9 protein-coding genes and 4 pseudogenes are annotated in these 11,516 nt (G+C 74.5%); 8 read left to right on the top strand and 5 right to left on the bottom strand.

The features are described 5' to 3' along the window. Window positions 1-7 precede the first annotated feature (7 nt). Window positions 8-244, bottom strand: a pseudogene (locus tag ACIQFX_RS13990) (LLM class flavin-dependent oxidoreductase); the annotation flags it as partial. Window positions 245-340: 96 nt separating this feature from the next. On the opposite strand from ACIQFX_RS13990, the gene ACIQFX_RS13995 reads away from it, so the two are divergent. The 6 genes and pseudogenes from ACIQFX_RS13995 to ACIQFX_RS14020 all read left to right on the top strand — a co-directional run bounded on the left by ACIQFX_RS13995 (window position 341) and on the right by ACIQFX_RS14020 (window position 6,028). After that, entirely contained in the window at window positions 341-925 is a 585-nt protein-coding gene (locus ACIQFX_RS13995; protein ID WP_402462232.1) for a PadR family transcriptional regulator, read from the top strand. Then, the gene (locus ACIQFX_RS14000) at window positions 916-1,635 is read left to right on the top strand and encodes a VWA domain-containing protein (protein ID WP_402462235.1); all 720 of its coding nucleotides are present in this window, start codon (window positions 916-918) and stop codon (window positions 1,633-1,635) included. Before ACIQFX_RS13995 ends, ACIQFX_RS14000 begins: the two co-directional genes overlap by 10 nt. A 380-nt stretch (window positions 1,636-2,015) precedes the next feature. Beyond that, window positions 2,016-2,387, top strand: a pseudogene (locus ACIQFX_RS14005) (VOC family protein); the annotation flags it as partial. A gap of 289 nt (window positions 2,388-2,676) precedes the next feature. Beyond that, complete coding sequence (locus ACIQFX_RS14010) at window positions 2,677-3,192, top strand: pyridoxamine 5'-phosphate oxidase family protein (protein ID WP_402462238.1); 516 nt, start codon at window positions 2,677-2,679, stop codon at window positions 3,190-3,192. Between the two features lie 112 nt (window positions 3,193-3,304). Next, on the top strand, window positions 3,305-3,925 hold the full coding sequence (locus tag ACIQFX_RS14015; protein ID WP_376481722.1) for a TetR/AcrR family transcriptional regulator: 621 nt from the start codon (window positions 3,305-3,307) through the stop codon (window positions 3,923-3,925). Window positions 3,926-4,306: 381 nt separating this feature from the next. Continuing rightward, the gene (locus ACIQFX_RS14020) at window positions 4,307-6,028 is read left to right on the top strand and encodes a DEAD/DEAH box helicase (protein ID WP_402462242.1); all 1,722 of its coding nucleotides are present in this window, start codon (window positions 4,307-4,309) and stop codon (window positions 6,026-6,028) included. On the opposite strand, the pseudogene ACIQFX_RS14025 reads toward ACIQFX_RS14020, so the two are convergent. Next, window positions 6,025-6,384 (bottom strand): annotated as a pseudogene (locus tag ACIQFX_RS14025) (tyrosine-protein phosphatase); the annotation flags it as partial. The gene ACIQFX_RS14020 and the pseudogene ACIQFX_RS14025 sit on opposite strands and share 4 nt — an antisense overlap. Here ACIQFX_RS14025 and ACIQFX_RS14030 point away from each other — a divergent pair. Further along, window positions 6,308-6,766, top strand: a pseudogene (locus tag ACIQFX_RS14030) (MFS transporter); the annotation flags it as partial. The pseudogenes ACIQFX_RS14025 and ACIQFX_RS14030 overlap by 77 nt on opposite strands. Window positions 6,767-6,994: 228 nt before the next feature. Here the strand turns inward: ACIQFX_RS14030 and ACIQFX_RS14035 are convergent. From ACIQFX_RS14035 to ACIQFX_RS14045, 3 genes are all read right to left on the bottom strand, one after another. Further along, window positions 6,995-7,555 carry a nitroreductase family protein gene (locus tag ACIQFX_RS14035; protein WP_402462245.1) on the bottom strand — a complete coding sequence of 187 codons (561 nt, stop codon included), beginning with the start codon at window positions 7,553-7,555 and terminating at the stop codon, window positions 6,995-6,997. 368 nt (window positions 7,556-7,923) lie between these two features. Further along, on the bottom strand, window positions 7,924-9,393 hold the full coding sequence (locus tag ACIQFX_RS14040) for an ankyrin repeat domain-containing protein (RefSeq protein ID WP_402462248.1): 1,470 nt from the start codon (window positions 9,391-9,393) through the stop codon (window positions 7,924-7,926). A 257-nt stretch (window positions 9,394-9,650) separates the two neighbouring features. After that, window positions 9,651-10,535 carry a hypothetical protein gene (locus ACIQFX_RS14045; RefSeq protein WP_402462251.1) on the bottom strand — a complete coding sequence of 295 codons (885 nt, stop codon included), beginning with the start codon at window positions 10,533-10,535 and terminating at the stop codon, window positions 9,651-9,653. Between the two features lie 161 nt (window positions 10,536-10,696). Here ACIQFX_RS14045 and ACIQFX_RS14050 point away from each other — a divergent pair, with 161 nt between their 5' ends. Next, on the top strand, window positions 10,697-11,482 hold the full coding sequence (locus ACIQFX_RS14050) for a S1 family peptidase (protein WP_402462254.1): 786 nt from the start codon (window positions 10,697-10,699) through the stop codon (window positions 11,480-11,482). Window positions 11,483-11,516: the final 34 nt, after the last annotated feature.

Below are 11,516 nucleotides of genomic sequence, written 5' to 3' on the forward strand. Positions count from 1 at the left end.
GGCACATGACCACGCCGTGGCCGACGCGGAGGGTGCGGGTGCGGGCGGCCACCCAGGTCAGGAAGATCTCGGAGGCGCTCATGTGCGCGTACCGGGTGAGGGGGTGGTGCTCGACCGCCCAGACGCGGTCGAAGCCCATCTCCTCGGCGAGGAAGGCCTGTTCGACGCAGTCGTGGAGGACGCGGTGTTCGCTGTCGGGGGTGGGGTCGACGAGCTGTGCTTCGAAGATCATGGAGAACTTCAACGGGGGCTTCTCCCGGGAGGGTCGGCACGGCTATGCCTAATCGAAATACTTCTAGCAGGCACAGGTGGAGGAGGGAAGGGCCGTAGACTGCCGTCCGTGGCGGACGAAGAGACCGTGCCGGGGCTGCCGGCGACGAGCTGGGCGGTGCTCGGACTGCTGTCCTTCGGACGGGAGTTGTCCGGCTACGACGTCAAGAAGCGGTCGGACCGGTCGCTCGGCCTCTTCTACTGGAGCCCGTCGTTCAGCCAGGTCTACGGTGAGCTCAAGCGGCTGGAGAACGCCGGCTACGCCACCTCGCGCCTGGTCGCCCCGGAGACGGGCACGCGAGACAAACGCGTCTACCGGATCACCGGCGAGGGTCTCGCCGCCGTCCGGGCCTGGGCCAACGCGGCCCCCCTCGACCCGCCGGTGCTCAAGCACGGGCCGATGCTGCGGCTCTGGCTCGGCCACCTCCTCGAACCCGAGCGGATGCGGGAGGTCCTCGTCGGGCACCGGGAGTACGCCGAGGGCATGCGGCGGCGCGCCGAGGCGGATGCGGCGGACGCTGCGGCCGACGAGGCGTGGGCGTTCCCCCGCCTCACCCTGGCCTGGGCCGAGCGGTACTACACGGCCGAGCGCGACCTGGCCGCCGCCATGCTCGCGGACATCGAGGAGTGGGAGGGGAAGCGTCCATGGCACTGAGCCTGCGGAAGGTCGAGGAGACCGCACCCGCGCTGGTCAGCCTCTACAAGTCGGCGGGGGCGTCGCTCCAGCGGCACGGCATCGGCGGGCAGCGGGTCGCCGTGTACCTGGTGATCGACTACTCGGGGTCGATGAAGCCGTACTACAACAACGGCAGCGTCCAGGCGCTGGCGGACCGGGTGCTCGGCCTGTCCGCGCACTTCGACGACGACGGCCGGGTGCCGGTGGTCTTCTTCTCGACCGACGTCGACGCGGAGACCGACATCCGGCTCGACGGCCACGCGGGGAGCATCGACCGGATCGTCGCCGGGCTCGGGCACATGGGGAAGACGAGCTACCACCTCGCGATGGACGCCGTCATCGACCACTACCTGGACAGCGGCTCCACCGCGCCCGCGCTGGTCGTCTTCCAGACCGACGGCGGGCCGATCAACAAGCTGGCGGCGGAGCGGTACGTCTGCAAGGCGGCCCGGTTGCCGATCTTCTGGCAGTTCATCGGCTTCGGCGACCCGGGGAGCCGGCAGTTCGAGTTCCTGCGCAGGCTCGACGAGCTGGCCGTGCCGGCGAAGCGGCCCGTCGACAACGCCGGCTTCTTCCACGCGGGGCAGGACCCGAACCGGGTGCCGGACGAGGAGTTGTACGACAGGATCGTCGGCGACTTCCCCGCGTGGCTGGCCGCGGCCCGGGCCCAGGGCATCGTCCGGTCATGAGCCCGACGCGTCGTCCGGTCATGGGCCCGACGCCGCGGTGACCTCCTTCGCGACCTCCCCGCCGAGGCGACCGTCACCTCGGACAGGCCGATGTGGCGGACCTCGCCGTCCTCCTGGAGCCGGCGCAGGGCTGCCGACGCGGGGCATCGCCTAGGCCCTGGACTGCGTCTGCGGCAGCGAGGCGGAGATCGAGCCCTGCCTCGGCCCGATGCCGGTCGCCCGGCTCGACGCCGTCGACGAGCGGATCCACGACCTCCAGGGCACTCGCTCCTCGCTCGCCGCCCTCGTCGCGGCGACCGAGGGCGGACAGCCGGCCGCCGCCGACCGACGGGTGGTAATCCACTGGCCCGCGGGGGCGGGAGGGTCCGATCATGAGGGCCATGACCTCTCTCGTGCGCCACGTGACCATCGACTGTGCCGACGCCTACGCCCTGGCGACCTTCTGGGCCGGCGTCCTCGACTCCAAGCTCTCCGACGACGACCGGCCCGGTGACGAGGAGGTGCTCGTCGAGTCGGCCGGAGCGGGCCTCCTCTTCATCCAGGTCCCCGAGGCGAAGACGGTGAAGAACCGCGTCCACCTCGACCTCCAGCCGCAGGACCGCACGCGCGACGAGGAGGTCGAGCGGCTGCTCGCCCTCGGCGCGACCCTCTTCGAGGACCACCGGAACCCGGACGGCACCGGCTGGGCGACCCTCACGGACCCCGAGGGCAACGAGTTCTGCGTCGAGCGCAGCAAGGCGGAGCGCGCAGCGACGGCCTGAGCGCCGCACACGCCGGCGGGTCGACACCTTCCGTACGACCGCGAGGCGCGGCCTCCCGCCCGCCGACGGGTCGCGTCCTCCCGTACGTCCGTGGGTCGGGACTTTCCGTACGTCCGTGGGTCGGGACTTTCCGTACGTCCCTGAGGCGCGGCCTCCCAAGGACCGTGGGCCGCTGCTTCCCGCCCGCCGGCGGGCCGCTGCTTCCCGCCCGCCCGCGACTTCCCGCGCGCCCGGAGTAATCCGGACAGGAGGTGACGGGTATCCGGTGTTTCCTGGAGGCATGGGAGACACCGGAACCGGAACCACCTGGTCGGCCTTCGAGGCCGCCGAACCCGAGTTCGCCGCGACCGTGCGGGAGCGCTTCGGCCAGTACACGCACCACGCCCTCGCCACCGTGCGGAAGGACGGCTCGCCGCGGCTCAGCGGCATCGAGGCCGACTTCCGCTTCGGTGAGCTCTGGCTCGGCATGATGCCGAACTCCCGCAAGGCCCTCGACCTGCGCCGCGACCCCCGCTTCGCGCTGCTCGCCAACCCGGGCGCCGGCACCGGCATGGGCGGCGGGGACGTCCGCGTCTCCGGGCGCGCGGTCGAGGTGACCGACCCGGAGGCCGTCGGGCGGTACGCGGCCGAGGCGGGTGCCCCGCAGCCCTTCCACCTCTTCCGGGTGGAGCCGGCCGAGGTCGTCCGCACCTGGGTCGACGGCGAGGAGCTCGTCCTCCGCACCTGGACCCCGGGACGCCCGACCCGGACGATCCGCCGCGGCAACGACGACAGCCCGCCGCACCGGGACGACTGAGCCGTGCCGGGACGGTCGAGTCGGGCCGGGCCGGTCGAGTCGAGTCGCGCCGGGACGGCCGGGCCGGCGGCCGGGCGTCGTCGCCCGGCGCGGGTGGGACCAGAATGGGCACGTGCCGACGACCAAGAAGAAGAAGCAGGTGAACGCCGCCGCACCCGAGCGGCGCCGGGAACTCCTCGACACGGCGGCCGAGGTGTTCGCCGCCCAGGGGTACAACGCCACCACCGTCCGCAAGATCGCGGACGCCGCCGGGATGCTCGCCGGCAGCCTCTACTACCACTTCGACTCCAAGGAGTCGATGCTCGACGAGATCCTCTCCGGCTTCCTGAACGAGCTGTGGGAGGGGTACGACGCCGTCCTCGACGCCGGCCTCGGCCCCCGGGAGACCATCGAGGCCCTCGTCACCGAGTCCTTCCGCGAGATCGACCGGCACCGCGCCGCCGTCGCCATCTACCAGAAGGAGTCCCGGCACCTCACCGACCAGCCCCGCTTCCACTACCTCACCGACTCGCAGCGCCGGTTCGAGAAGGCCTGGCTCGGGACGCTGGAGCGCGGCGTCGCCGACGGGGTCTTCCGCGCCGACCTGGACGTCCGGCTCACCTACCGGTTCGTCCGCGACACCGTGTGGGTCGCGGCGTCCTGGTACCGCCCCGGCGGCCTGCACAGCCCCGAGGAGATCGCGCGGCAGTACCTGTCGATGGTGCTGGACGGGATCGCCGTACGCACTGCCTGACCGGACGGTCCGACCGGGCCCTGTCCGCACCGTCCGACCGGACGGCCCGGCCGGACGGCCCGGCCGGGCCCCTGTCCGCACCGCCGGCCCGGACCGCGTGTCCGGACCGCCTGTCCGGGCCCCTGTCCGCCCCGGCCGCTCTGTGAGGTCGCCCACGTCGGCCGGGTCTGGGCTGGTCTGATCCGTGCGGGCATCGGGTGGGCGGGGCGGGAAGGTCCTGAGGCGCACTATTGTTCCGGTAGAGACATCCGGGGCTCGTTTCGCGTGTTCCGGGAGAAACAGCCGGGGCCCGTATCGCGTGTTCCGGGTAGAGCAGCCGGGGCCCGCACCGTGCAGGTGCGGGCCCCGGCTGTGCCGCGAGCACCGGCCAGGAAGGCACGCATGACCCGCTCCGAACGCCCCAAGCGCAGCCCCCGCAGCACGCAGGCGAAGTCCACGTCGCAGCCGAGGGGAGCCCGCGGCGGCCGCCGCCCCACGGCGCCCCCGCCGCCGGCCGAGTTCACGCCGCCGGAGACGGTGACGCCCGCGCTGCCCGCGGTGGCCTCCTTCGCCGACCTCGACATGCCCGAGGGCCTGCTGCGGATCCTCGGCGAGCAGGGCGTCACGGAGCCGTTCCCGATCCAGGCGGCGACGCTGCCGAACTCGCTGGCCGGCCGTGACGTGCTCGGCCGGGGGCGTACCGGCTCCGGCAAGACCCTCGCCTTCGGCCTCGCGCTCCTCGCCCGCACCGCGGGCCGCCGCGCCGAGCCGACCGCGCCCCTCGCGCTGGTCCTGGTGCCCACCCGCGAGCTCGCCCAGCAGGTGACCGACGCCCTCACGCCGTACGCCGGCGCGCTGCGGCTGCGGCTCACCACCGTCGTCGGCGGCATGTCGATCTCCCGGCAGTCGTCCGCGCTGCGGCGCGGCGCCGAGGTCCTCATCGCCACCCCGGGCCGCCTGCACGACCTCATCGAGCGGGGCGACTGCCGGCTCGACCAGGTCGCGATCACGGTCCTGGACGAGGCCGACCAGATGGCCGACATGGGCTTCCTGCCGCAGGTCACGAAGCTCCTGAAGCAGGTCGAGCCCGGCGGTCAGCGGCTGCTCTTCTCGGCCACCCTCGACCGGAACATCGACAAGCTGGTCAAGATGTTCCTCGACGACCCGGTCGTCCACTCCGTCGACCCGTCGGCCGGCGCGGTCACCACCATGGAGCACCACGTCCTGTACGTGGCCGACGAGACCGACAAGAAGGCCGTCACGCTGCGGATCGCGGCCCGCGACGGCCGGACGATCCTCTTCATGGACACCAAGCGTTCCGTGGACCGGCTGGTCAAGCGGCTCCTCGCCAACGGGGTCCGCGCCTCCGGCCTGCACGGCGGCCGCTCGCAGCCGCAGCGCAACCGGACCCTTGACCAGTTCAAGACCGGCCAGGTCACCACGCTCGTCGCGACGAACGTGGCGGCGCGCGGCATCCACGTCGACGACCTCGACATGGTCGTGAACGTGGACCCGCCGATCGACCACAAGGACTACCTGCACCGCGGCGGCCGCACGGCCCGCGCCGGCGAGTCGGGCAGCGTCTTCACCCTGGTCCTGCCCGAGCAGAAGCGAGACATGGGCCGGCTCATGTCGAACGCGGGCATCAGCCCCCGCACCGCCCAGATCAAGTCCAGCGACGAGCAGCTCGCCGAGCTGACCGGCGCCCGGGAGCCCTCGGGCGTCCCCGTCGTCATCGAGACCCCGCAGCCGACCCCGCCGCGCGGCGCGGCCGGAACCGGCGGCGGCCGCCGCCGGCGCGGCGGTTCCGGCGGCGCGTCCGCGGGTGCGGGCCGCGCCTCCGGTTCCGGTACGGCCGCGGGCCGCGGCTCCGGTGCCACGGGCGGCTCCGGGCGCGGCGCGTCCGGCGCGGGCCGTACGGCGGCCGGTGCGGGTCGCGGGACGGGCACGGGCCGGGGCACCGGCACCGGCTCCGGCCGGGGTTCCGGCGCGGGGGCCGGGCGCGGTGCCGCCTCCGGCGCCGGCGCGGGTGCGGGTCGGGGCGGACGCCAGGCGTCGAGCACCAGCCGCTCGCGGAGCGCGAGCAGCTCGCGGGGCTCCAGGCCGAGGCCGACCGACACGTAGCGGAACAGGCTCCCGTAGGAGGTGCGGACCTGGTCCAGGGTGGCGTCCAGGTACTCCGTCCGCACCTCCTGGAGCGGCACGATCAGCTCCGGGTTCTGCATGAGCCCGCCCTGCTTCAGCCCCTCCCGCACCTTCGCGTCGTGCGCGGCGCGGAAGGTGTTCGAGGCCAGGTAGTCGGCGCGGGCGGCGCTCGCGGGCACCCCGAGCAGGGTCAGCAGGGGCTGGGCCCTCCTCGCCGCCGGAGCGGCCGCCGTGACCTGGGTCGCCGTACGCGGCTCGGTGCTGCCCCGGCGGATCTTCACCGTCCCGGCCTTCTCGTACGACCTCGCCGTCCGGCTCCTCTTCGCCTTCGGCATGCAGGGCTTCTTCCTGGTCCTCGCGATCTGGCTGCAGGGCGGCCAGGGCTACACCCCGACCCAGGCCCGCGTCCTGATGGCCGCCTTCTCCGCCGGCGGCTTCCTCACCGCCGCCGCACCGCTCGCGGTCAAGCTCGGCCGGTACGTCCCCACCGCGGGCGCCCTCCTCATGGCGGCCGGCTACGGCTGGGTCTGGTACGCCATGGAGGCCGCCGCACCCGTCCACACCGGCGTCTGGCCGCTGGCCCCCGGTCTCGCCGTCGCGGGCGCCGGCCTCGGCCTCCTCGTCGTCCCCCTCGTCGGCATCGTCCTCTCGGCCGCCCCCGCCGAACTCGCCGGCGGCGCCTCGGGCGTCTTCACCACCGCCCAGCAGTTCGGCGGCGCCCTCGGAGCCGCCGTCATCGGCACCGCCTGGTTCGCCGACCTCTCCCTCGGGGCCGCCATGCCCTGGGTCCTCGCGGCCTACGCCCTGTGCGCCGCCCTGAGCCTGCGGCTGCCCCGCACGGCGGTCACCGACGGCGAGCGACGCACCCTCCCCGCCCGCCTCCCGCCAGGAGCGCCCTTCCGGGCGCGGCACCTCCACCCGGAGGCACCGCGCCCGGGCGAAGCGCTACGCCGACCGCGACCAGGGCGCCGACAGCAGATCCGCGACACCGCGCCGGTCACGGCCCTCCGGCGGCCCACCGGCCGCCCTCCCCACGGCGACCATCGAGACGATCGCCCAACCCGGCGCGGGATCCAGCTCCTTGGTGAGCCCCTCCAGATCGAAGGCCCGGAACTGGTGCGCCGCCAACCCCATCGCCTGCGCCTGCACGGTCAGGTGGGCGACGGCCTGCCCCAGGTCGTAGTCCGCGAACTCGGAGAAGAGCAGGTCCGTGTCGTCGACGTGACGGCGCGCCGACGTGACGACGAGCAGCCCCGCGTCCGTCGCCCACCGGGCCGAGCTGGGCGCGAGGTGCGGCACCACCCGCTCGTGCCCCGGCTCGCCCGGCCGGCTCGCGAAGAAGCCCCACGGCTGGGAGTTCCCTGCGGACGGCGCCCACCGCGCCGCCTCCAGCAGCAGCCCCAGGGCCCCGTCGTCGACCGCGACCGACGGATCGAACCGGTACGGGCTGAAGCGTCCCGCCAGCAGAGGATGAAGACCGTCGGACGGTTCCGGATCACGTCGCATGATCCGGTCCAACTGCCCACCGCACAGCCCTATTCCGACGGATGTCCGACGTCGCCCGCCCACCGCGCAGCCCTCTTCCGGCGGATGTCCGACGTCGCCCACCCACCGCGCAGCCCTCTTCCGGCGGATGTCCGACGTCGCCCACCCACCGGGCAGCCCTCTTCCGGCGGATGTCCGACGCCGCCCGCCCACCGCGCAGCCCTCTTCCGGCGGATGTCCGACGTCGCCCGCCCACCGCGCAGCCCTCTTCCGGCGGATGTCCGACGCCGCCCGCCCACCGCGCAGCCCTCTTCCGGCGGATGTCCGACGTCGCCCGCCCACCGCGCAGCCCTCTTCCGGCGGATGTCCGACGCCGCCCGCCCGACGGCTCAGCCGCGCCGCGGCGTCGTCCACTCCAGACGGGTCCTGACCCGGGGCTCGCGCACGTGCTCCAGCGCCGCCAGGGCCGTCTCACGGGCCGCGCCGTCGGCGGCGCCGTCCGCGAGGATCGACGAGAGCGCGTCGACGGCGCGCGGGTCCTGCCGGATCGCCAGCCCGCGCGCCGCCTCGGCCGCCGTCTCCGGGTCGTCGTCGCCGAGGCGCTCCGCGAGCCCCTCCCGGACGAGAGGGGTGTCGTCGGGCAGTTCCGCCAGCGCCAGCGTCGCCCAGTCCCGCACCCGGGCATCGCCGTCCCGGCTCAGCGCGAGGAGCACCCCGAGCGCCTCGACGTGCCCGGCGGGCACGATCCCCGCCAGAGCGGCCGCCACCGCCCGCCGCACGGCCGCGCCCGGATGCCCGGCCGCAGCGAGCAGTTCGGGCACGGCCGCCGGATCCCCGCACGCCCCCAGCGACAGCACCGCCGACAGCAGGGGCTCGCGGGCCGGGGTCACCGCCTCCCCCGCCAGCCGTCGCAACACGGGGACCGCCCCCGGACCGAAACCGCGCAGTGCACCGAGCACCCGCGCGCCGAACGCCCGCCGCATCGGGTCGCGGTAGGCACACCAGCCCGCCGCCGCCACGAACGTCTCCTCGTCGCCCCGACCCGCCAGCTCGTCCACCGCCGTCGTCCAGTCGTCGAGCTCCGGGTCGCCGCAGCGCAACGCCCGCGCCGCCAGCTCCTCGTGCGGGGTCCGCAGCCCGAGCGCCGACTCCAGGAGCGTGGAGATCGCCGCGTGCCCGGTGTGCCGGTCGTCGCCGCGCCCGGGCGCCCCGTCCTCCCGCAGCAGCTCCACCACCACCGTCACCCCGCCGTCCTCCCGGACCCGCCGCACCACCGCCTCGTACGTCTCCCCGCCCTCGTTCCCCGCCACCAGCCCGCGCCGCAACTCCGCCGCCATGTCCACGCCGATCCACCGCCGCGCCTCCCGCAGCGCCGCCTCCCGGGCCCCCGCCCCGTGCTCCAGCAGCGCCCGCACGCAGCCCGCCGAACCGCGCCGCGCCGCCGCGACCAGCGGCACGAGCCCGTCGGGCCCGCACCGGTCCGGATCCGCCCCGTGCTCCAGCAGCACCCTCGCCGTGTCCGCGTGGCCCAGCCGCAGAGCCCAGGCCAGCGCCGTGAACCCGTACGCCTCCTCCTGGTCCGGCTCCGCCCCCGCCGCCAGCAGCGCCCGCACCACCTCGGTGTGCCCCCCGCACGCCGCCCCGCACAACGGCAGGTCGCCCCCGTCCTCCCCGCTGCCCCGACCCGGCTCGGCCCCCGCCGCCAGCAGCAACCGGACGATTCCCACCTCGTCCCCGACCGCCGCCCGGTACAGCGCGCTCTCCCCGTCCTCCCGCTCCTCGGGCCCCGCCCCGCCCCGCAGGGCCCGCACGGCCCCGTCCTCGTCCCCGTCCCGAATGGCGTCGAACAACGTGCTCATCCCCCGACCCTGACCCGCCGTCGGCACCCGAAGCAAATCGATTCGGTCACGCACCGGGGCCGGAGTGCGCCCGTCTCCTCTCCCGGAGAAGACGACGGAGCCCCGTCGGCAGGCGGTGGTGGAACACCGCGTGGGCTGCCTGCTCGGGGAAGTCCCGGAGGAGACGGACACGGTGCATCTGCGCCCGGATCGTGGGGTCCCCGGGCTTCCCGGGCATCCCGGCCGCCCCATCGGGCATCCCGGTACCCCGGGCGCCGTCAGGTCGCGCAGTCGAGCACGGTGCGGCACAGCCCGCACCGGGCCCGCAGGGTGCGGCCCGCCGGGATGCGCAGCCGTTGGGCGCAGACCGGGCAGGGGAAGGAGACGCCGGTGGCGGGGGCGCCGCCGTCGAAGGCGTACGGGGCGTCCGGGGAGGACCTGCCCCGGCGCCGTTCCCATGCGTAGCGGCGGCGGTCGGCCCAGCCGGCGGCGGCGAGAGGGGGAGGGGTGAGGTCGCGGCGCGCCTCGGCCCGGCCGCGTACCCAGGCCTCGTACGCGACGGGGCTGGTGAACCAGGGGGAGGGGTCCTCGGCGAAGACGCCGGCGCGTTTGGCGAGGACGTAGCCGAACTCCTCGGGGGTCAGGTAGCCGAGTTTCTGGCTCTCGACGCCGTCGCGTCGGTAGGCGTCGAGGAGGAGCCAGCCGGCGCCGAGGTAGGTGGTGACGACGTCGGTGAGGACCTCGTTGTCGGCGGTGTCGGGGAAGCCGAGGTCGAGCCGGTGCAGCAGGACGTGGGTGATCTCGTGGGCGAGGGCGGCGCCGATGTCCCTGCGGCGGGTGCGGAAGCGGTCGTTGAGCTCCACGAAGTACTCCGGTCCGGCGGTGAGCTCGACGGTCGCCGCGTGTTCCATGGGTCGGAAGCTCACCACCATGCGCGCCTCGGGCAGCCGGAGGTGGCGGACCAGGGCGTGGGCCACCCGCTGGGTGCCGAGGTGGAGGTCCTCGTCGTCGCCGAGGGCGACGGCGGCGGGCGGCACGCTCGCCGGGTAGCGGTGCACGCCGTCGGGGGAGAGGCGCCGGTAGAGCGCGGTGAGCGAGGCCCGGACGGTGGCGCGGTGGGGGAAGCCGTGGGTGACACGGTCGGCCTCGTGACGGTTCGGCATACCGGATTCCCCCTCTCTCCCACTGTACGGTCCCTCCACCGGTGCTGGCCGAAAAGGCTTCCTTGTGGCGGAAGTTGGGAGCTGTCCATAATCCGGACAGGTCTTGACGGGCTCATGTCACCGTCCGTCAGGGGCAACCCCCCACGAGAGAAGGCAGGCACATGAAGCAGAACCGCGTGGTTCGCACGCTCCAGAAGCTGGCCGCGGCCGGCGCCGTCGTCCTGGCGGCCGTCAGCCTCCAGCCCACCACCTCGGCCTCCGCCGCACCCGCCCCCGTCGTCGGCGGCGTCCGCGCGGCCCAGGGCGAGTTCCCCTGGATGGTCAGGCTCTCCATGGGCTGCGGCGGCTCCCTGATCACCCCTCAGGTCGTCCTCACCGCCGCCCACTGCGTCAGCGGCTCCGGCAACAACACCAGCATCACCGCCACCGCCGGGGTCGTCGACCTCCAGTCGAGCAGCGCCATCAAGGTCAGGTCGACCAAGGTCTACCAGGCACCCGGGTACAACGGCACCGGCAAGGACTGGGCCCTCATCAAGCTCGCCTCGCCGATCACCTCGCTGCCCAACCTGAAGATCGCCGAGACGACCGCGTACAACAGCGGCACGTTCACCGTGGCCGGCTGGGGCGCCACCCGCGAGGGCGGCGGCCAGCAGCGCTACCTGCGCAAGGCGACCGTCCCGTTCGTCTCGGACGCCGAATGCCAGGCCGCGTACGGCAGCTCCCTCGTCCCCGGCGAGGAGATCTGCGCCGGCTACAACGAGGGCGGGGTCGACACCTGCCAGGGTGACTCCGGCGGCCCCATGTTCCGCAAGGACAACACCGGTGCCTGGATCCAGGTGGGCATCGTGAGCTGGGGCGAGGGCTGCGCGCGGGCCGGCTACCCGGGCGTCTACACGGAGGTCTCGACCTTCGCCGCCGCGATCAAGTCGGCCGCGGCCACGCTGTAGCCCGAGACGGGAGGGCCCCGGGGCGACGACCCGC

This window comes from Streptomyces sp. NPDC093089, from assembly GCF_044754405.1.
GTDB lineage: Bacteria > Actinomycetota > Actinomycetes > Streptomycetales > Streptomycetaceae > Streptomyces.

What these genes read in the sequence shown, in the direction of transcription:
- ACIQFX_RS14000 (WP_402462235.1), top strand. Translation starts at nt 916, where the DNA reads ATGGCACTGAGCCTGCGGAAGGTCGAGGAGACCGCACCCGCGCTGGTC.
- ACIQFX_RS14035 (WP_402462245.1), bottom strand. Translation starts at nt 7,555, where the DNA reads ATGCGACGTGATCCGGAACCGTCCGACGGTCTTCATCCTCTGCTGGCG.
- ACIQFX_RS14050 (WP_402462254.1), top strand. Translation starts at nt 10,697, where the DNA reads ATGAAGCAGAACCGCGTGGTTCGCACGCTCCAGAAGCTGGCCGCGGCC.
- ACIQFX_RS14010 (WP_402462238.1), top strand. Translation starts at nt 2,677, where the DNA reads ATGGGAGACACCGGAACCGGAACCACCTGGTCGGCCTTCGAGGCCGCC.
- ACIQFX_RS14045 (WP_402462251.1), bottom strand. Translation starts at nt 10,535, where the DNA reads ATGCCGAACCGTCACGAGGCCGACCGTGTCACCCACGGCTTCCCCCAC.
- ACIQFX_RS14020 (WP_402462242.1), top strand. Translation starts at nt 4,307, where the DNA reads ATGACCCGCTCCGAACGCCCCAAGCGCAGCCCCCGCAGCACGCAGGCG.
- ACIQFX_RS14040 (WP_402462248.1), bottom strand. Translation starts at nt 9,393, where the DNA reads ATGAGCACGTTGTTCGACGCCATTCGGGACGGGGACGAGGACGGGGCC.